Below are 19,694 nucleotides of genomic sequence, written 5' to 3'. Positions count from 1 at the left end.
CCTATGGTTTCCCTTTCCACGCAATCCACTGTGCCAAGCGGCAACAAGGCGCCCGTCAACAACGGCGTCGCGTTGTCGGTCGCCACCACGATCTTCTTCATGTGGGGCTTTCTCACCTGCCTCAACGACATCCTGATTCCGCATCTGAAGGCGGTGTTCGAGCTCAACTTCGCGCAGGCGATGCTGGTGCAGTTCACCTTCTTCGGCGCGTACTTTTTGATGTCGTTGCCGGCCGGCTGGCTGGTGGCGAGGCTGGGCTACAAGCAGGGCATCGTTGCCGGGCTGGCAGTGGCCGCGGTGGGCGCGCTGGGCTTCTGGCCGGCGGCGGAGCTGCGCGTCTACGGAGCGTTCCTCGGTGCGTTGTTCGTGCTGGCCACCGGCATCACCATCTTGCAGGTGGCGGCCAATCCGTACGTGGCATTGCTCGGTCCCGAGCGCAGTGCCTCCAGCCGTCTGACCCTGGCGCAGGCGCTCAATTCGTTGGGCACCGCAATCGCGCCGCTGTTCGGTGGCTGGCTGATCCTGTCCAACACCGTGATGAGTAGCGATCAACTCAAGGTGCTGCCGCAAGCCGAGCAACTGGCCTATCGCGTGCAGGAGGCCCAGGCAGTGCAGGGGCCGTACATCGGTCTGGGCATCGTGCTGTTCTTGCTGGCGATCTTCGTGTTTTTGTTCCGTCTGCCGGCGCTGACCGACGCAGGCGCGCAGAAGGACGAAAGCAAGCATTCCTTGCTCGATGCCTTGCGTCATCCACATGTGCGCTTTGGCGTGCTGGCGATCTTCTTCTATGTCGGCGCGGAAGTGGCGATCGGCAGCCTGATGGTCAATTACTTCTCGCTGCCGCAGATCGGTGGCTTCAGCGAGCGTGAGGCGACCAACTACGTGTCGGCTTACTGGACACTGGCGATGATCGGCCGCTTCATCGGCTCGGCCTTGCTGGCCAAGCTGTCGCCGCGCGTGTTGCTGTCGGTCTTCGCTGCGATCAACGTGCTGCTGTTGGGGGCGACCATGCTCAGTGGCGGCATGGTGGCGGTGTATGCGCTGGTGGCGATCGGATTGTTCAACTCGATCATGTTCCCGACCATCTTTACCTTGGGCATTGAACGCCTTGGTCCGCTGACCGGTCGCGCATCGAGCCTGTTGATCATGGCCATTGTCGGCGGCGCCATCGTGCCGTATCTGCAAGGTCTGCTGGCCGACAGCATCGGCCTGCATGAGTCGTTCGTGCTGCCGCTGCTGTGCTACCTGTATATCGTGTTCTACGGCATCTGGGGCTCACGTCTGCGCGGTGCCCAGGCGGAGGTGCGCGCATGAGTGCCGTCAGAAACCAGGTGGTGTGCTTCGGCGAGGCCTTGATCGACATGCTGGCGTTGCCGGCGGAGGGTCCGCACGAGGCGCGCACCTTTGCGCAATATGCCGGCGGCGCGCCGGCCAATGTCGCCGTGGCGGTGGCAAAGCTGGGCGGTGCAGCGCATTTTGTCGGTATGCTCGGGCGCGACATGTTTGGCGACTTTCTGCTGCAGAGTCTGCAACAGGCGGGCGTGGTGACCGATGGCATCGTGCGTACCGATCAGGCCAAGACCGCGCTGGCCTTCGTTGCCTTGGACGAGGCGGGCGAGCGCAGCTTCAGTTTCTACCGCCCGCCGGCAGCGGATCTGTTGTTCCGTCCCGAGCACTTCGCCGCTGACGGCTTCAAACAGGCCGCCGTGCTGCATGTGTGCTCCAACAGCATGACCGAGCCCGCAATCGCGCAGTGCACGCTCGACGGCATGCGCCGCGCGCGCGCCGATGGCGCGATCGTCAGCCTGGATTTGAACCTGCGCCCGATGTTGTGGCCGCAGGATGTGGATCCTGCGCCGCTGCTGTGGGAAGCGCTGGCGTTGGCCGATGTGGTCAAGCTCTCGCGCGAAGAACTCGATTACCTGGCCGGCACGCTCGATGGCGATGCTAGCGCGGTCACCCAAAAGCTTTGGCAGGGCAAGGCCAGCTGGTTGCTGGTCACCGATGGTGGCGGGCCGGTGCATTGGCAGACGCGTACCGACTCCGGCCAGCTGCCGGCGTTCCGCGTGCAGGTGCGCGATAGCACCGCAGCCGGCGATGCATTCGTCGGCGGCTTGCTGTTTCAGCTGGCCGCGCGTGCGACCACGCTGGAGCAGCTGTGCGGCGATACCGGTGCGATCGGCGAGGTGATCCGTTTTGCTGCCGCAGTCGGTGCGCTGGCGGTGACGCGCAAAGGCGCGTTTGCGGCGATGCCCAGTGTCGATGAAGTCCATTCCTTGATCCAGGAACAACCATGAGCCGTTTAGCTGCGACCCCTGCACCCGATTTCCGTTCGGCCGACGTGCTGCGTCAGCATATTGCCGACACCATGGCGTTCTACCACCCGCGCGCGATCGATCCGGCGGGCGGGTTTTTCCAGTATTTCCGCGACGACGGTTCGATCTACGATGCCGGGCACCGGCACCTGGTCAGCAGTACACGCTTTGTCTTCAATTACGCGATGGCCTACCGCGAATTCGGCAATGCCGACTATCTGCAGGCGGTGCGTCACGGCCTGGACTATCTGCGCAACGTGCATCGCAATGCGGCCACCGGCGGCTATGCATGGACCTTGCGTGATGGTGTGGTCGAAGACGACATGAATCACTGCTACGGCGTTGCCTTCGTGTTGCTGGCGTATTCGTGCGGCCTGAAGGCCGGTGTCGATGAAGCGCGCGCATGGATGGACGAGACCTGGCAGCTGCTGGAAAAACATTTCTGGGAGCCGGAATTCGGGTTGTACCGCGACGAAGCCGATGCGCAGTTCAACTTCACCAGCTACCGCGGCCAGAACGCCAACATGCACATGTGCGAGGCGATGATCGCTGCGTATGAAGCCAGCGGCGAGCAACGTTATCTGGACCGCGCCCTGTCGCTGGCCGACACCATGACCCGGCGGCAGGCAGCCAAGGCCGATGGCCTGGTCTGGGAGCACTACGATCTGCAGTGGAACATCGACTGGGACTACAACCGCGACAATCCCAAACACCTGTTCCGCCCCTGGGGCTTTCAGCCGGGTCACCAGACCGAATGGGCCAAATTGCTGATGTTGCTGGATCGCTATGCACCTGCCGATTGGTTGCTGCCGACCGCGCAACATCTGTTCGATGTGGCAGTGGCGCGTTCGTGGGATGCGCAGCGTGGCGGGCTGTATTACGGCTTCGATCCTGAAGGCAAGGTCTGCGACGACGACAAGTATTTCTGGGTGCAGGCCGAGTCGTTGGCGGCGGCGGCGTTGCTGGCCCAGCGCAGCGGCGAGGAGCGCTATTGGCAGTGGTACGACAAGCTCTGGGATTACTCCTGGAAGCATATGATCGACCATCGCTATGGCGCGTGGTATCGCATCCTGGATGCGGACAACCGCAAGTACAGCGACGAGAAGAGCCCCGCCGGCAAGACCGATTACCACACCATGGGTGCGTGCTACGAGGTCTTGAACGTGTTGCGGCCGGCTGCGTGATGCGACACGGTCGGTGAGGTGTGCCGACCTTTCAACGACGTCAAGACGCCGAGATATCGATTCGGAGTCTTCGTTTAGCTGCAGTCAGACGTTGAGGTCAGAAGCCTGGTTGGTCGAGGGCGCGATGTCCTCACCGCTTGCGGGACACGCCGTGAATCCGTCCGTGGAGGCTCGGTGGCGGCATACATGCCGCCACACGGTCCCGCCAGCGGCGAGCACACCGCACCAGAGACTCCGCTGGTTGCTGTGTTTAAACCCATGCATGCCGACCATCTCGACTGGTCCTTGCCCGCCCACCGTCGTGGGACCTTACGCGGCATGGATGCCGCGTAAGAGCTTACAAGGACGTACTTGCAGCGTGTCCCGCGACGGTGGGCGGGCAAGGGCCCTGCAGCCAGGCGGCAGAGCATCCAGGCGGCAGATCAGCTGCCCTCACTCCGGGTCGTAATCCAGATTCGATGCCAACCAGCGTTCGGCCAGCGCCAGTGTGATGCCCTTGCGTTTGGCGTAATCGGCTGCCTGTTCCTTGCCAACTCGCCCGACTACGAAATACTGGCTCTTGGGATGGCTGAAGTAATAACCCGACACCGCTGCGGTAGGCAGCATCGCGAAGCTTTCGGTCAGCGTCATCGTGGTGTGGCGCTCGGCATCGAGCAGGTCGAACAAGGTGCGTTTTTCGCTGTGTTCCGGGCATGCAGGGTAACCGGGTGCAGGACGGATGCCGCGATAGCGCTCGGCGATCAGTGCCTCGTTGTCCAATCCCTCGTCTTCGATGTACCCCCAGAACTCGGTACGCACACGCTGATGCAAACGCTCGGCAAGTGCTTCGGCCAGACGGTCTGCGAGCGCCTTGAGCAAGATGGAGTTGTAGTCGTCGTGCGCGGCTTCAAAACGCGCCACATGTCGGTCGATACCGATGCCGGCGGTGACTGCGAACGCACCGATCCAGTCCTGCTTGCCGCAGCTCCTGGGCGCGATGAAGTCGGCCAGGCAGAAGTCGGGGCGGTCGATGGGTTTGTCGACCTGTTGGCGCAGGAAGTGCAGGGAATGGGGAATGGAGAATCGGGAATGGTCAGGCGCTGATGGATCGCTTTGCGATTCCCGATTCCCGATTCCCGATTCCGCAGGCTCGGTGAGCAACACAACATCATCGCCCACACTATTGGCCGGCCATAGTCCGAACACGGCCTTCGCGGTCAACCATTTTTCGGCGACGATCGTGCGCAGCATCTTGCGTGCATCGCGATACAACTCGCTGGCCTGGGTGCCGACCACTTCGTCGCTGAGGATTGCCGGAAACTTGCCGGCCAGTTCCCAGGCCTGGAAGAACGGGGTCCAGTCGATCAGCTCGATCAACTCCTGTAGCGGATAGTCGTCGAACACATGCAGGCCCGGCTGGCGCGGGGGGGGCGGTGTGTAGTTGTCCCAATCGCCGTCGAAACGCTGGGCGCGTGCCTTTTCCAGCGAGACCAGACGCTTGGCGTCGCCGCGGTTGCGGTGACGCGCGCGGATCTCTGCGTAGTCGGCATCGTTGGCGGCCACGAATGCCTGGCGCAAGTCGCGCGAGATCAACGATTGCGCAACGCCCACCGCACGCGAGGCGTCCTTCACCCACACGGTGGGCGCGGTGTAATGCGGGTCGATCTTCAATGCGGTGTGCGCACGCGAAGTGGTGGCGCCACCGATCAGCAGCGGAATCTCGAAACCTTGTCGCTGCATCTCGCGTGCAACATGCGACATCTCTTCCAGCGACGGCGTGATCAAGCCGGAAAGCCCGATCAGATCCGCATTTTCCGCGCGCGCACGGTCCAGGATCACCTGCGCGGACACCATCACGCCCAGGTCCACCACATCGAAGTTGTTGCACGCCAGCACCACGCCGACGATGTTCTTGCCGATGTCGTGGACGTCGCCCTTGACCGTGGCCATGATGATCTTGCCGTTGGACTTGCCGACATCGCCGGTGCGCAGTTTTTCCGCTTCGATGAAGGGGAATAGGTACGCCACCGCTTTCTTCATCACGCGTGCGGACTTGACCACCTGCGGCAGGAACATCTTGCCGGCGCCGAACAGGTCGCCGACCACGTTCATGCCATCCATCAGCGGGCCTTCGATCACATCCAGTGGACGCGTGGATTGCTGACGCGCTTCTTCGGTATCGATTTCCACGAATGCATCGATGCCGTGCACCAGCGCATGCGCCAGACGCGCACGCACCGGTTTTTCGCGCCAGGCGAGGTCTTCGACTTTCGCCGCGCTCTTGCTGCCCTTGTAACGTTCGGCGATTTCCAGCAGCCGCTCGGTGCCGTCCTTGCGGCGGTTGAGGATCACGTCCTCGACGCGCTCACGCAGTTCCGGGTCCAGCTCGTCGTAGATCGGCATGCCGCCGGCGTTGACGATGCCCATGTCCATGCCGGCCTTGATCGCATGGAACAGGAACACCGAGTGGATCGCCTGGCGCACCATCTCGTTGCCGCGGAACGAGAACGACACGTTGGAAACGCCACCGGAGATATGACAATGCGGCAGGGTGCGCTTGATCTCGCGGGTGGCTTCGATGAAGTCCACTGCGTAGTTGTCGTGCTCTTCGATGCCGGTGGCGACGGCAAAGATGTTCGGGTCGAAGATGATGTCTTCCGGCGGAAAGCCCACCTGCTCGGTCAGCACCTTGTAGGCGCGCGTGCAGATTTCGACCTTGCGCGCGCAGGTATCGGCCTGGCCCACTTCATCGAAGGCCATCACCACCGCAGCGGCGCCGTAACGCAAGACCTTGCGCGCCTGCTCGATGAATTGCGCTTCGCCTTCCTTGAGCGAGATCGAATTGACCACACTCTTGCCTTGCAGGCACTTCAGGCCGGCTTCGATCACGCTCCACTTGGACGAATCCACCATCACCGGAATGCGCGCGATATCGGGCTCTGACATGATCAGATTGAGAAAGCGCGTCATCGCCTTTTCCGAATCGATCAGGCCCTCGTCCATGTTGACGTCGAGGATCTGCGCACCGTTGGCGACCTGCTGGCGCGCCACTTCCACCGCCTCTTCGTAGCGCTCTTCCTTGATCAGCTTGCGGAACTGCGCGCTGCCGGTGACGTTGGTGCGCTCGCCCACGTTGACGAATAGCAGGTCCGGGGTGATGACCAGCGGTTCCAGGCCGGACAGGCGGGTGTGGCGGGGAGTGCTCATGCGATGCTCTGGTTGGCAGCGGACGTGGCGAATGTCCAGGCGAGACGATGATGGTTGGCGGTCGGCAGGGCGCGGATCGCGATGGCCCTCATCCGCCCTTCGGGCACCTTCTCCCGCGTGCGGGAGAAGGGAGCTTTCATCCCCGTGCCGAGCAATGTGCTGTCGTTCTCCCGCGTGCGGGAGAAGGGAATTTTCGTCCCCGAGTCGAGCAATGCGCTGTCCTTCTCCCGCGTGCGGGAGAAGGTGGCGCGCAGCGCCGGATGAGGGCCAACGTACTGCATCACGCCGCCAACTCCTGCGCACCCGGCAACTGCCGCGGCGGCAGATCCGCTACCGCTTCGGCAATTGCGCGGATGTGGTCCGGCGATGTGCCGCAGCAACCGCCGACCAGATTCAACAAGCCGGACTGGGCAAATTCGCGCAAGGTCTCGGCCATTTCCTCCGGTGTTTCGTCGTACTCGCCAAAGGCATTCGGCAGGCCGGCATTCGGATGCGCGCTGACGTAAGCGTCGGCGATCTGCGACAGCGTTTCCACATGCGGGCGCAAGTCCTTGGCACCCAGTGCGCAGTTCAGTCCCACCGACAGCGGACGTCCGTGCGCGACCGAGGCATAGAACGCCTCGGCGGTCTGCCCGGATAGGGTGCGGCCGGACGCATCGGTGATGGTGCCGGAAATCATCACCGGCAAGCGCCCGCCGCGTGCTTCGAAGACTTCTTCGATCGCATACAGCGCGGCCTTGGCGTTGAGCGTGTCGAAGATGGTTTCCACCATCAAGGTATCGGCGCCGCCGTCGATCAGGCCGTCGATGGCCTCGCGATAGGTCTCGCGCAAGGCGTCGAAGCTGGTGTTGCGGTAGCCGGGGTCGTTGACGTCCGGGCTGATCGAGGCGGTACGGCTGGTGGGGCCGAGCACGCCGATCACAAAGCGCGGTTTGTGCGGCGTCAGCGCTTCGACTTCATCGCAGCATGCACGCGCGACCTGTGCGCCGGCCTTGTTCAATTCGTAGACCAGATGTTCCAGGTGGTAGTCGGCCTGGCTCACCGAGGTCGCGTTGAAGGTATTGGTTTCCAGTAAATCCGCACCGGCATCCAGATAGGCGCGATGGATGCCGGCGATGATCTCCGGGCGCGACAGCAGCAGCAGATCGTTGTTGCCCTTCAGGTCGTGTCCTTCCGGGGCGTGGGCGTGATCGCAGCCGGGGCCATGCACATGCGCGCTGTCGTAGCCGTCGGCAAAACGGGTGCCGCGGTAATCGGGCTCCTGCAGGTCATGGCGCTGGATCATGGTGCCCATCGCACCGTCGATGATGAGGATGCGTTCGCGCAGCGCGGCGGTGAGCTTGGCCGCGCGCTCTGGGTGCAGCCATGGCAGCGTGAACGGAATGGAGGATTCGGCAGGGGGGATTGGCAGATGTGTCATGCGTTGGTTCTCCGCGGCGCGTTGCTCTTGCTTTCAACGATTCCCGATTCTCGACTTCCGATTCCCGGCTTCATCGCAATCAACGAAATCACTTCGAAATGCGGCGGGCGCTTCTCGCGTGTCACCGTCTCCAGGCTGGACACCTCCAGCCCGGCCTTCTCGGCGAACTTGCGCAATTCCTTAGCCGCAAAGCCGAGATTGACGTGGCCATAGGCATGCACTGCCGCGCGATGTTCGTGTTTGGCCAGGCTGCACAGCAGCAGCCGGCCGCCGGGGCGCAGCACACGCGCCGATTCGGCCACCGCCTGCGCCGGCTTGGCGGCATAGGTGAGCGCGTGCATCAGCACCACCAGGTCGAAGCTGGCATCGGGGAACGGCAGTGCATGCATGTCGCCTTCGCGTACTTCCACGTTGCGCAGTTTGCGCAAACGCTCGCTGGCAGCGGCGACCACGCGTGCGCTGGTGTCGATGCAGATGTAGCGGGTGGCGTGCGGCGCCACCAGTTCGGCCAGCACGCCATCGCCGGAGGCGATGTCGAGCACGTCGCCGGTTTCCAGCAGGGGCAGCGCGGTGCGCGCCAGCGCTTCCCAGGTGCGCCCCGGGGAGTAGTGCCGTTCCATGTCGCCGGCCACCGAATCGGCCCAGTTCTGGTCGGCGGCGCGATTGGCCAGCACGGCGGCCACGCGCTCGGCGTCCTGGCGCAGCAGCGGATCGTCGCTGCCGGTGCTCAGTGCCAGCCACAAGGCGCGCTGCGCCGGGTCCAGCGACACTTCATCGAAGCGGTAGTAGGCCGACACGCCGGCGCGGCGGTCGCGCACCAGCCCGGCCTCCTTGAGCTTGGCCAGATGCGTGGACACGCGCGGCTGCGCCAGACGGGTGATCGCCGACAGCTCGGCCACGGTGAGTTCTTCCTGCTCCAGTAAGGTCAGCAGGCGGACGCGGGTGGCATCGGCAAACACCTTCAGGCGCGCCGACCAGTCTTCCAGATCCATGAATATCTCTATATCGCGATATGGAGATATTTTCGGCCCGGCCGGGTGTGGGGTCAACTACATACGCATGCGAATGGTTGTGGCTACAATGGGCGCTCAGCCTAGGCCTGGAGGGATGCGACGTGGATTTCAGCTTTACCGAAGAACAATTGATGATCCAGGATGTGGCGCGCCGCATCGCCCAGGAAAAGATCGCCCCCAGCGCGGAGCGGTTCGACCGCAGCGGCGAGTTCCCGCTGGAGAACATCCAGCTGCTCGGCGAAAACGGCCTGATGGGCATCGAAGTGCCGGCCGAGTACGGTGGCGCCGGCATGGACCCGATCAGCTACGCGTTGGCGATGATCGAAATCGCCGCCGCCGATGGCGCGCATTCCACCATCATGTCGGTCAACAACTCGCTGTTCTGCACCGGCATCCTGAAGAACGGTAGCGAAGCGCAGAAGCAGCTGTATGCGCGCGCGATCGCGGAAGGCACGCAGATCGGTGCGTTTGCGTTGACCGAACCGCAGTCCGGTTCCGACGCCTCGGCGATGCGTTGTCGTGCGGTCAAACAAGCCGATGGTCGCTTCGTCATCAACGGCAAGAAGAGCTGGATTACTTCCGGTCCGGTGGCCAGGTACATCGTGTTGTTTGCAGTGACCGAGCCGGACAAGGGTTCGCGCGGCATCACCGCGTTCATGGTCGATACCGACAAGCCCGGCTTCCATCGTGGCAAGACCGAGCCCAAGCTCGGCATCCGCGCATCGGCCACCTGTGAGATCGAGTTCGCCGACTACATCGCGCAGCCCGATGAGGTGTTGGGCGTGGAAGGCCAGGGTTTCAAGACCGCGATGAGCGTGCTCGATGCCGGGCGCATCGGCATCGCCTCGCAGGCGGTCGGCATCGCGCGCGCCGCTTATGAAGCAACGCTTGCGTACGTGAAGGAGCGCAAGGCGTTCGGCGCGGCGATCGGCACGTTCCAGATGACCCAGGCCAAGATCGCCGACATGAAGTGCAAGCTGGATGCCGCGCTGCTACTGACGCTGCGTGCGGCCTGGTTGAAGGGGCAGGGGCAGCCGTTCGGCACCGAAGCGGCCGTGGCCAAGCTCACCGCCTCGGAAGCAGCGATGTGGATCACCCACCAGGCGGTGCAGATCCACGGCGGCATGGGCTATTCCAAGGAAATGCCGATGGAGCGCTACTTCCGCGACGCCAAGATCACCGAGATCTACGAAGGTACCTCGGAGATCCAGCGCCTGGTGATTGCGCGCGCCGAGACCGGACTGCGCTGAGGATTTGCCGCAGAAGCGTTCTGCTGAAACATGCTCGGCGACGCCGGGAGCAGTGAGCTCCATGACGGCGCCTGCTCGAAGGCGTTTCGGAGATCATCTTCCTTCCCCCGCCTGCGGGGAAGGTGCCCGAAGGGCGGATGGGGCGGCACACACATACATGCATACACACAGAGCGCCCTCATCCGGCGCTGCGCGCCACCTTCTCCCGCAGGCGGGAGAAGGGCGTAGGCGTCTTGTTGCATGTGCAGCGCCCTCATCCGACGCTGCGCGCCACCTCCTCCCGCAGGCGGGAGAAGGGTGTGGGTGTGTCGTTGCATCGTGATTCCTGCCTCCGCCAGCTGGACAGGGTGAGGGCGCCTGTCTCGGATCAGCTTGTGACGCGCCAACAGTGCAGCCCACAATCGGGGGTCTTCCGCTCCTTCCGGCCGCGCATGATCCTGTTCCCCTTCCTGTTTCGTAGCCTCGGCCGGCGACTTGTCGTGACCGGCCTGCCCATCTGGCTATGCCTGCTGACGCTGCCCGCGCTCGCGCAGACTCCGCCACCTTCGATCGTGCCGACCGACCGCTTGCAGGAGACATGGTGGGCACAGCGCCACGCGCAGGTGCTGGAACAGGTGAAACAACATGCCGATACGCCATTGCTGTTGATCGGCGATTCGATCACCCAGAACTACGAACAGGCCAAGGCGCCGGACGAAGACTTCCAACCGACCTGGCAGGCCTTCTACGGTAGCCGCGGCGCGCTCAACCTGGGTTTCAGTGGCGACGGCACCGAAAACCTGCTGTGGCGGCTGGCCAATGGCGAGGTCGATGGCCTGCAACCCAAGGTTGCGCTGCTACTGATCGGCACCAACAACACCGGCCATCTTGGCCAGACCGCAGAGCAGGCCCAGCTCGGGATCGATGCGGTGGTCGCGGCGATCGAGCAGAAACTGCCACGGACGCACATTCTGTTGCTCGGCGTGCTGCCCAGCGCGATTTCCGCAGAGAAGTCGCGCCGTGATGCGCAGATCAATCAGGGCCTGGCGGTGCGCTACGGCGACAACCCGCGCGTGACCTATCTGGATGTCGGTTCGATCTTCTTTCGTGGCGGCAAGCTGCGCACCGAGCTGTTCTACGACACCCGTCTCCGTCCGCCAGCCGGTGCCTTGCATCCGGACACGCGAGGCCAGCGCATGCTGGCCGAAGCGATCGAGCCGACCCTGGCGCGGTTGCTGGGCGAGCCGCCGGCCAAGCCGGTGGCCGAGCTCGGCCGCGATTTTGCGACGTCCTTGTTGCCGGTCGATTGGCTGGAACAGGATTCCTACGACTGGTACGCCCGTCACCACGCAGCGCTGGCCGCTGCGCGTGCGCTGAAGCCGGAGGTGGTGATGATTGGCGATTCGATCACCCACTTCTGGGCCGGCCTGCCGCTGGCCACCCGCGTCAGCGGTGCGCAATCCTGGCAGTGGCTCTACGGCGCACGCCCGGTACTGAATCTGGGCTTCGGCTGGGATCGCACCCAGAATGTGCTGTGGCGCATCCGTCAGGGGGAGCTCGACGGTCTGGACCCGCAGTGGGTGGTGCTGCATATCGGCACCAACAATCTCACCGGCACCGCGCAATCGCGCGCGAGCACGCCAGCCGAGACCGTGCTGGGCGTGGAGGCAGTGGTGAGCGAGGTGCGTCGCCGCCTGCCCAATAGCAAGCTGATCCTGATGGCGATCATGCCGCGCGGCCGCCATGCCGACGATGCGCGGCGCGCACCGATTGCCGAGACAAACCGGCTGTTGATGGCGCGTTATGGCAAGGATCCATCGGTGCGCCTGGTCGATATCGGCAAGCAGTTGCTGCAGCCCGACGGCACATTGCCCGAGGCGCTGATGCCCGACGGCACCCATCCCAGCGAGGCCGGTTACGCCGTCTGGGCACAGGCGCTACGCCAGGCAGGGATCGCTGCCCGGCCATAAGGGCGTCCGCCGCGAAGGTGATAGGGCAGTGGCGTCACGTGGGGCGCTGCTGTCGTGCGTGGTGATATTCCGTTGCGCGATGACCGAAGGCTGGCGTCATCTGACGGGTGCTTCGTCTGCCCGATCCATCCACCGTTCCAGCAACGCGAGTACCCACGGCCGTTGAAGATTTCCAGACCCCAGATACCAGAAGACCCCCGATCGCTCGGAGGTCTTTTTAAACTGGTGCCCAGAAGAGGACTCGAACCTCCACGAAGTTGCCCCCGCTAGCACCTGAAGCTAGTGCGTCTACCAATTCCGCCACCTGGGCAGGTGAGCCGCGAATTTTGCAGCCTCCCGGTGGGCTTGTCAATGCCTGTCGAACCGCAATTGCAACCGGTTGGGCGAGCCTTGCTGCCCATGTGGCGGCCGCAAGGGGTACCATGTAAGCAATGACAAAGAAAAACACCCCAGATTCCGATCGGCCCAGTCGCCGCAAATCCACCAGCCCGGGCGAGTCCACCACCGCCGAAAAACAGAAGTTGCCGGGCTGGATGCCGGACTTCCTGGTCCGCGCCGCCGCTGGCGCGTCGACCAAGTCCGCAAATAAACGCGCTGCCGACAAGGCCGCCAACGCCTCGCCCGAACTGCCGGTAGCGCCCGCGCTGCCCACGGCGCCGGCACCACGCGCGCCGCATCCACGCAAGAGCGGTCCGCCTGCGCCGCCGCCGGAACGCCTCCAGCACGCGCCGACGGAAGTGGCCGCGCCGGCGACGGAAGTGTCTGCGCCGACGGCGGAGTTCAAGGATCCGCATGCCGATCGCGAAGCGCTGCGTTACGCCGAGCCGATCGCCAGCCGCGAAGCCATCCTGCAGCTGCTCGACGCCTGCGACGGCCCGCAGACCGCCGAGGAAATCGCCGAACAACTCAATCTCAGCGACCGCATCGATGCGCTGGGCAAGCGCCTGGCGGCGATGGTGCGCGAAGCACAGCTGGTGCAGAACCGTCGCGGCGGCTACGCGCCGGTGCAGCAGACCAGCCTGATCGCCGGTGTGGTGATCGCCAACCCGGAAGGCTTCGGCTTCCTCAAGCCGGACGAAGGCGGCGACGACCTGTTCCTGCCTCCGTACGAAATGCGCAAGGTCATGCACGGCGATCGTGCGCTGGCCAACGTCACCGGCATCGACCGTCGCGGTCGTCGCGAAGGCGCGATCGCCCGCGTGCTCGAACGCCGCATGTCGCGCATGCTCGGGCGCTTCTTCTACGAACATGGCGTGGCCTATGTCGACCCGGACGACAAGCGCGTGCAACGCAACGTGCAGATCGCACCGGACGGCATCGGCGACGCACGCGAGGGGCAGCTGGTGGTGTGCGAACTGATCGCGCCACCGGATGCGCGCCGCCCGGCGATCGGCAAGATCATCGCGGTGCTCGGCGACAAGCTGACCCCGTCGCTGGTGGTGGAAATGGCCATCCACGGCCACGAACTGCCGCACGAATTCCCGCAGGAAGTGCTGGACGAAGCCGCGGCAGTGCCGTTGGTGGTCGAGCCGCAGATGATCGGCGGGCGCGTGGATCTGCGGCAGATGCCGCTGGTCACCATCGATGGCGAAGATGCCAAGGATTTCGACGACGCGGTGTATTGCGAACCCAACGCAGACGGCTTCCGTCTGGTGGTGGCGATCGCCGACGTGTCCAACTATGTGCGTCCCGGCACGCCGCTGGACGACGAAGCGCAGAAGCGTGCCACCTCGGTGTATTTCCCGGGGTTCGTGGTGCCGATGTTGCCGGAAACCCTGTCCAACGGCATCTGCTCGCTGATGCCCAAGGTCGATCGCATGTGTTTCGTCTGCGACATGCAGGTAGGACGCGATGGCGAAGTGACCGGCTCGCGTTTTTACGAAGCGGTGATGAACTCGCACGCGCGCCTGACCTATAACCAGGTCTGGAAGGCGGTCGGCGAAGACGATGCCGATACCAAGGCGTTTATCGGCCCGTTGCTGCCGCAGGTGCAGCGCCTGCATCAGCTGTACAACGTGCTGTCGAAGGCGCGCACGCATCGCGGCGCGATCGAATTCGAAACCTCCGAAGTGCGCTTCGTGCTCGACAACACCGGCGAGGTCACCCAGGCCGGCATGCTGGTGCGCAACGATGCGCACAAGCTGATCGAAGAATGCATGATCGCTGCCAATGTCGAGGCCGCGCGTTATCTGCTGAGCATGCATGTGCCGGCGCCGTACCGCGTGCACGAGCGGCCGCCGGAGAGCAAGTTCGAAGACCTGCTGGAGTTCCTCAAGGAATTCCAGTTGAGCCTGCCGGCGTGGAGCAAGGTGCGTCCCGGCGATTACACCAAGTTGCTGAAGAAGGTGCGTGCGCGCCCCGATGCGGCGTTGCTGGAATCGGTGCTGCTGCGCAGCCAGAGCCTGGCGGTGTATTCGCCTGACAACAACGGCCACTTCGGCCTGGCGTTGGAGGCGTATGCGCACTTCACCTCGCCGATCCGGCGTTACCCTGACCTGCTGGTGCATCGCGCGATCAAGCATGCGTTGACCGGCGCCTCCCCGGAAAAATACATCTACACCCCGCGTCAGATGGCCGCCTTGTCGCTGCAGTGTTCCGAGCGTGGTCGGCGTGCCGACGAAGCCGAACGCGAGGTCGATGAGCGTTATCGCGCCGCGTGGATGGAAAAGCATGTCGGCGGCCAGTTCGATGGTGTGATCAGCGGCGTGACCGGCTTCGGCCTGTTCGTGGAGTTGACCCAGTCCAAGGTCAACGGCCTGGTGCATGTCACCCAGTTGCCGCAGGACTACTACCAGTTCGATCCGATCCGCAAGACGCTCAGTGGCGAGCGCCGTGGTCGCGCGTTCCGGCTGGGCGATCCGGTGCGCGTGCTGGTGCTCAAGGCCAGTATGGAAGAGCGCAAGATCGACTTCCGTCTGGCCGAGGATCGGGACGATACGTCCGACGCTCCGCTGCCGCCGCGCGCGCAGCCGCCCAAGCGCAAGAAGAAATCTTACTGAGGCGCATCAATACTGCGTTGCGATCAGCCGCCTGCCGGTTGATCGCAATCAGTGATGGCCGCTGGGCCGGAAGCACATGCCTGCCGCGAAGCACACGCCTTGCGGTGGGCACGCTCTATCGCGGGTGCCCATCACCGCACATCGGTCGGCCGTGACGTGGCAGGCCACAGGCCCTACCATTCCCCTTTATCTCTTCGTATGTCCGCGCAATGAGCAAGCAGAATCAGTGGATCGTCGGTGTCAACGCTGTCGCCTCGTCGATCGAGAACGACGCCGACAATGTGCGCGAGGTATTGATCGAGGCCGGTAGCAAGAATCCGCGTCTTACCGAGATCGAAGAGCAGGCGCGCCGCAAGGGCATCGACGTGCGCCGGGTCAACACCCAGGCGCTGGACGGCGTGGGCGGGCAGGTACGCCATCAGGGCGTGGTCGCGCGCTACGCAGCGGCACGGCTGTGGGCAGAAAACGAGCTTGAAGCATTGGTGGCCGCGGCCGAGGGGCGCGCGCTGCTGCTGATCCTCGATGGCGTGCAGGATCCGCACAACTTGGGTGCGTGTCTGCGCAGCGCGGCTGCGGCCGGCATCACCGCGGTGGTCATTCCCAAGGACAAGTCGGCCACGGTGAATGCCACTGTGCGCAAGACCTCGGCCGGTGCGGCCGACCGCATTCCGGTGGTGGCGGTCACCAACCTGGCGCGCTGCCTGCGCGATCTGCAGAAGCAGGGCGTGTGGCTGTACGGTCTGGCCGGCGAGGCCGAGGCGTCGTTGTACAGCGTGGACCTGCGCGGCAATGTCGGGCTGGTGCTCGGCGGCGAGGCCGATGGCCTGCGTCGGCTTACCCGCGAACATTGCGACGGCCTGGTCAAGATTCCGATGCCGGGCGATATCGAAAGCCTCAACGTGTCGGTCGCCGCAGGCGTGACCTTGTTTGAAGCGGTGCGGCAGCGCCTGGGCGTGTAATCGCGCCACGTCGGGACGCATCCGTCAGGATTGGCGTGTGGCGAGCGTTGATCGGCTGGTAGAGCGGTGCTCTGTGCCGGCAACAGTCGGTCAGGTGCGTGCAGCTTTGCGCAGATGCTGGTCTTCCGGTGTTGCCGCTCGCAGCTTCAACGCTTATGCATCAATGCTTTCGGGCGCACGCCAGCCGCCCCTCGGCGCGTGTGCGCTTTTTTGCCTACCATATGGATTGTGAATGGCGCGTCATGTCAGATGAACGATGGGGTGGACGCCCGGCAGTCGGGCGGAAATAGCGACGCAGTCGGCGCAGTGCTGAGGGGAGAGTCGCGCTGGCTGCACTGGATCGGTGCCTGTGGCTGGCTGCTGCTGGCATGGTGTTCGTTCGCTGCGATCGCCGCACCCGCAGGAACCGCGCGATTGCGCGACTACGCCATCGACAGCTGGAGCTCGCGTAACGGTCTGCCGCACAACTCGTTGCGCGACATCGCCCAGACCCGCGATGGCTATTTGTGGTTCGCCACCTGGGAAGGGCTGGTGCGCTACAACGGCCTGGAATTCAGCGTCATCGATCGCAGTACGCGCCCCGGCCTGCCCGATAACGGCGTCGGCGCCTTGTACGTGGATCGCGATGGCGCGCTGTGGCTGAGCGATGCGCGCGGCAATCTGGTGCGTCACAGTGCCGATGGACAGTGGCGGCACTGGCAGCGGCAAGGTCAGTGGCCGCAGGCGCTGATCCACGCGATGACCATGGATGCCGACGGTCGTATGTGGTTGCTGTTCGAAGGCCACGGGCTTGGCTGCCTGTGGCCGGATGGGCGCTTCGACTATTTCCCGCCGCGCGATGGCGTGCCGCTGCAGAGCAGTTTTCCGCGCATGGCGTTCGACGATCAGGGCAGGCTGCTGATCGGTACGCTCGATGGGCTGGTCTACCGCGAGCCGGATGGGCACATGCATCGTGCGCCGGCGGCATTCGGCCTGCCATCGGGGCTGGCATGGCCATATCGCGCGACGGACGGCACGCTGTGGGTGGTCGCAGGCGAGCAACTGTATCGGCTGCAGGGCGAGCGCGCCGAGCTGGTGCATCGGGTGCCGGGGCAGGGCCGCTTCACCGCGATGCTGCAGGATCGTCATGGCGATCTGTGGCTGGGGAGCGAAAATCAGGGGCTGCTGCGTATCGGCAGTCATGGCGTGGAGCATCTGCCGGCCGGTCGCAGCCTGCCCAGCGGACGCATCGTCAGTTTTCGCGAGGATGCCGAAGGCAGCATCTGGGTCGGCACCAATGGCGGGCTGTTCCGGCTGCGCGAAACCCTGTTCAGCAGTTACAGCCAACGCGATGGCCTGAGCGGCGACTACAGCCGCGCCATGCTGGAAGACCGCGATGGCAGTTTGTGGATCGCCGGTAGCGCCGGGCTGGATCGCATGTTGCCGGATGGGCGCATCGTACCGGTGGCGGTCGCCACGCCGTCCGGGCGTCGGCTCTCGGTGCTCAGCCTGGCGTTGGACCGGCAAGGCGATCTGTGGGTCGGTACCTTTGCCGACGGCGTGTTCGTGCTGCGCGATGGACGCGTGTTGCGGCACTACGGCGAGGCCGAGGGCATGCCCAGCGGGCATGTCCGCGCCATCGTGATCGACGACCACGCCGTGGTGTGGCTGGCCACCCAGCGCGGTGTGGTGAAGTTGGTGGACGGTACGCCCGTGCCACTGGCGATCGACGGCATGCCCGCCAGCGTGGTGACTGCGATCGCCGCGATTGGGAAGGCGCTGTGGATCGGGTCGGTCGATGGTGCGGCGGTGTTGCGCGACGGCAAGCTGCACCAGCTGGACCTGCAGCGCCTGGGTGGTGCGCGCAGCGTCTTCGGCTTCCAGGCCATCGGCGACGCTGTCTGGATCTCGACCGATCGCGGTCTGTATCGGGTGCGCAACGGGACGATCGCACGCGTGGGCCTGGAGCAGGGCATGCCGGTGGATACGGTGTTCCAGCTGGTCGTCGACCGCCTCGGCAATGCGTGGATCAGCAGCAATCGCGGCATGCTGCGCACCGGACTCGACACGCTCAACGCCGTCGCCGATGGGCGCGGCAAGCTCGTCATCGAACGCTATGGCGAGATCGACGGCATGGGCAATGCGCAAGCCAATGGCAGCTCCGGCCCGAGCCTGATCGAACGCGCCGATGGCTCGGTGTGGGTGGTCACTGCAGGCGGCGTGAGCTCGGTTGCCCCGTCGCGTCTGCGATCCTTTCGCGAACGCCGCGCACCGCCTGCGCTGATCGAGAGCGTGCAGCAGGATGGCCGCCCGTTGGCGTGGCGGCAGCAGGCAAGATTGCCCGGTGGACATCGCCTGAATGTGTCCTACGTCGGCATGAGTTTTCTGCTGCCCGAGCGGATCGAATACCGCACGCGCCTGGAAGGACTGGACGGCGACTGGACCGAACGTGGCCGGCAGCGCAGCGTGGAATTCATCGGCTTGCCGCCGGGGCGTTACCGCCTGCATGTGGCCGCCCGCCACCCGGGCGGCGCGTGGAGCCGGCGTGAAGCGGTGTGGGCGTTCGAGATCCTGCCGTGGTGGTGGCAACGGCAGGACGTGCGTTTTGCAGCGGTGCTGGCTGCGATTCTTGCGCTGGCCCTGGTGTATCGATTCCTGTTGCGCCGCTACACCACCCATAACGCACGATTGGCCGAACTGGTACGCAAACGGACCGAAGACCTGCAACTGCAGGCGCAGCGGCTGCTGCAGGCCAATCAGGAAAAAACCGACCTGCTGACGCGGCTGCGTATCAAGTCCGATGTGTTCGAGCGCCAGGCGCACGAGGACGCACTGACCGGGCTACCCAATCGCCGCCACTTCGACGAAGCGCTGGCGCGCGATATCAGCCGAGCGCGGCGCAGTGGTGGGCCATTGGTCCTGGCGATCCTGGACATCGACCACTTCAAGCGCATCAACGATCACTATTCGCACGCCAGTGGCGATGCGGTCCTGCATGAAGTGGGCGTGCTGCTGACCGCCGCTGCCCGCGCCTCGGATCTGCCGGCGCGCATGGGCGGCGAAGAATTCGCCTTGCTGCTTGCCGATACCACCCTGGATGAAGCGCAGGCGCTCTGTCTGCGCATCCGCGCGCTATTCCATGCCCGCCACGACTGGGGCGGTGTGGACGGCCTGCAGGTGACTTTCAGCGCCGGTGTGGCCGAATTACGCGATGACGACACCGGCGCATCGTTGATGCAGCGCGCCGACCATGCGCTCTACCAGGCCAAGAGCGCAGGGCGCGACCGGATTTGCGTGGGCTAGGGCGGGATGGGGGAGTCGGGATTGGAGATTGGGAATAGGGAATCGGGAATCGAGCTTGGTGCTAGGTGAGACGGCAAAGCCAGCCGCGCGCATCTCCCTTCTCCCGCTTGCGGGAGAAGGGGGCGCGTAGCGCCGGA

General features: G+C 64.5%; 12 protein-coding genes and 1 tRNA gene. 8 read left to right on the top strand and 5 right to left on the bottom strand.

Annotation, left to right across the window (positions count from 1 at the left end; all coding sequences use genetic code 11):
- Nucleotides 1-3 precede the first annotated feature (3 nt).
- From fucP to GGR61_RS00540, 3 genes are read left to right on the top strand one after another with little or no spacing between them, the layout of a single operon-like run.
- Nucleotides 4-1,314, top strand: a complete 1,311-nt coding sequence (fucP, locus tag GGR61_RS00550) for an L-fucose:H+ symporter permease (RefSeq protein ID WP_184620104.1) — start codon at nt 4-6, stop codon at nt 1,312-1,314.
- Nucleotides 1,311-2,297, top strand: a complete 987-nt coding sequence (locus GGR61_RS00545; protein ID WP_184406149.1) for a carbohydrate kinase — start codon at nt 1,311-1,313, stop codon at nt 2,295-2,297. The genes fucP and GGR61_RS00545 overlap by 4 nt, the downstream gene beginning before the upstream one ends.
- Nucleotides 2,294-3,499 carry an AGE family epimerase/isomerase gene (locus GGR61_RS00540; RefSeq protein WP_184406150.1) on the top strand — a complete coding sequence of 402 codons (1,206 nt, stop codon included), beginning with the start codon at nt 2,294-2,296 and terminating at the stop codon, nt 3,497-3,499. The genes GGR61_RS00545 and GGR61_RS00540 overlap by 4 nt, the downstream gene beginning before the upstream one ends.
- 432 nt (nt 3,500-3,931) lie before the next feature.
- Here the strand turns inward: GGR61_RS00540 and metH are convergent, their stop codons facing one another.
- Genes metH through GGR61_RS00520 form a run of 4 tightly spaced genes read right to left on the bottom strand, consistent with a single transcriptional unit; the run spans nt 3,932 to nt 9,097 of the window.
- Nucleotides 3,932-6,685 (bottom strand): methionine synthase, encoded by a 2,754-nt coding sequence (gene metH / locus GGR61_RS00535; protein ID WP_184620103.1) that lies wholly within the window; start codon nt 6,683-6,685, stop codon nt 3,932-3,934.
- Nucleotides 6,682-6,969: a hypothetical protein gene (locus GGR61_RS00530; protein ID WP_184620102.1), complete on the bottom strand. Its 288-nt coding sequence runs from the start codon at nt 6,967-6,969 to the stop codon at nt 6,682-6,684. The genes metH and GGR61_RS00530 overlap by 4 nt, the downstream gene beginning before the upstream one ends.
- Entirely contained in the window at nt 6,966-8,105 is a 1,140-nt protein-coding gene (locus GGR61_RS00525; RefSeq protein WP_184406154.1) for a homocysteine S-methyltransferase family protein, read from the bottom strand. The genes GGR61_RS00530 and GGR61_RS00525 overlap by 4 nt, the downstream gene beginning before the upstream one ends.
- Nucleotides 8,102-9,097, bottom strand: a complete 996-nt coding sequence (locus tag GGR61_RS00520; RefSeq protein WP_184406156.1) for a metalloregulator ArsR/SmtB family transcription factor — start codon at nt 9,095-9,097, stop codon at nt 8,102-8,104. The genes GGR61_RS00525 and GGR61_RS00520 overlap by 4 nt, the downstream gene beginning before the upstream one ends.
- A gap of 152 nt (nt 9,098-9,249) precedes the next feature.
- Between GGR61_RS00520 and GGR61_RS00515 the strand changes: the two genes are divergently transcribed.
- Together GGR61_RS00515 and GGR61_RS00510 are read left to right on the top strand one after the other, a co-directional pair.
- Complete coding sequence (locus GGR61_RS00515) at nt 9,250-10,368, top strand: acyl-CoA dehydrogenase family protein (RefSeq protein ID WP_260286849.1); 1,119 nt, start codon at nt 9,250-9,252, stop codon at nt 10,366-10,368.
- A gap of 431 nt (nt 10,369-10,799) precedes the next feature.
- On the top strand, nt 10,800-12,317 hold the full coding sequence (locus GGR61_RS00510; protein ID WP_260286766.1) for a platelet-activating factor acetylhydrolase IB subunit: 1,518 nt from the start codon (nt 10,800-10,802) through the stop codon (nt 12,315-12,317).
- A gap of 223 nt (nt 12,318-12,540) precedes the next feature.
- Here GGR61_RS00510 and GGR61_RS00505 read toward each other — a convergent pair.
- Nucleotides 12,541-12,627, bottom strand: a tRNA-Leu gene (locus GGR61_RS00505).
- A gap of 121 nt (nt 12,628-12,748) precedes the next feature.
- Between GGR61_RS00505 and rnr the strand changes: the two genes are divergently transcribed.
- The 3 genes from rnr to GGR61_RS00490 all read left to right on the top strand — a co-directional run bounded on the left by rnr (nt 12,749) and on the right by GGR61_RS00490 (nt 19,557).
- Nucleotides 12,749-15,316 carry a ribonuclease R gene (rnr, locus tag GGR61_RS00500; protein WP_184620100.1) on the top strand — a complete coding sequence of 856 codons (2,568 nt, stop codon included), beginning with the start codon at nt 12,749-12,751 and terminating at the stop codon, nt 15,314-15,316.
- A 209-nt stretch (nt 15,317-15,525) separates the two neighbouring features.
- Nucleotides 15,526-16,275 carry a 23S rRNA (guanosine(2251)-2'-O)-methyltransferase RlmB gene (rlmB, locus tag GGR61_RS00495; RefSeq protein ID WP_184620099.1) on the top strand — a complete coding sequence of 250 codons (750 nt, stop codon included), beginning with the start codon at nt 15,526-15,528 and terminating at the stop codon, nt 16,273-16,275.
- A gap of 249 nt (nt 16,276-16,524) precedes the next feature.
- A complete protein-coding gene (locus GGR61_RS00490) occupies nt 16,525-19,557 on the top strand; it encodes a ligand-binding sensor domain-containing diguanylate cyclase (RefSeq protein ID WP_184620098.1) in 3,033 nt (1,010 codons plus the stop codon).
- The last annotated feature ends 137 nt before the right edge of the window (nt 19,558-19,694 follow it).

The sequence above is a fragment of the Xanthomonas sp. 3058 genome (assembly GCF_014199765.1).
Taxonomy (GTDB): Bacteria; Pseudomonadota; Gammaproteobacteria; order Xanthomonadales; family Xanthomonadaceae; genus Xanthomonas; species Xanthomonas campestris_B.
This window is presented reverse-complemented; position numbering and strand designations above follow the sequence as displayed.

What these genes read in the sequence shown, in the direction of transcription:
- rlmB (WP_184620099.1), top strand. Translation starts at nt 15,526, where the DNA reads ATGAGCAAGCAGAATCAGTGGATCGTCGGTGTCAACGCTGTCGCCTCG.
- GGR61_RS00545 (WP_184406149.1), top strand. Translation starts at nt 1,311, where the DNA reads ATGAGTGCCGTCAGAAACCAGGTGGTGTGCTTCGGCGAGGCCTTGATC.
- GGR61_RS00520 (WP_184406156.1), bottom strand. Translation starts at nt 9,097, where the DNA reads ATGGATCTGGAAGACTGGTCGGCGCGCCTGAAGGTGTTTGCCGATGCC.
- metH (WP_184620103.1), bottom strand. Translation starts at nt 6,685, where the DNA reads ATGAGCACTCCCCGCCACACCCGCCTGTCCGGCCTGGAACCGCTGGTC.
- fucP (WP_184620104.1), top strand. Translation starts at nt 4, where the DNA reads ATGGTTTCCCTTTCCACGCAATCCACTGTGCCAAGCGGCAACAAGGCG.
- GGR61_RS00525 (WP_184406154.1), bottom strand. Translation starts at nt 8,105, where the DNA reads ATGACACATCTGCCAATCCCCCCTGCCGAATCCTCCATTCCGTTCACG.
- GGR61_RS00540 (WP_184406150.1), top strand. Translation starts at nt 2,294, where the DNA reads ATGAGCCGTTTAGCTGCGACCCCTGCACCCGATTTCCGTTCGGCCGAC.
- GGR61_RS00490 (WP_184620098.1), top strand. Translation starts at nt 16,525, where the DNA reads ATGAACGATGGGGTGGACGCCCGGCAGTCGGGCGGAAATAGCGACGCA.
- GGR61_RS00510 (WP_260286766.1), top strand. Translation starts at nt 10,800, where the DNA reads ATGATCCTGTTCCCCTTCCTGTTTCGTAGCCTCGGCCGGCGACTTGTC.
- GGR61_RS00515 (WP_260286849.1), top strand. Translation starts at nt 9,250, where the DNA reads ATGATCCAGGATGTGGCGCGCCGCATCGCCCAGGAAAAGATCGCCCCC.
- rnr (WP_184620100.1), top strand. Translation starts at nt 12,749, where the DNA reads ATGACAAAGAAAAACACCCCAGATTCCGATCGGCCCAGTCGCCGCAAA.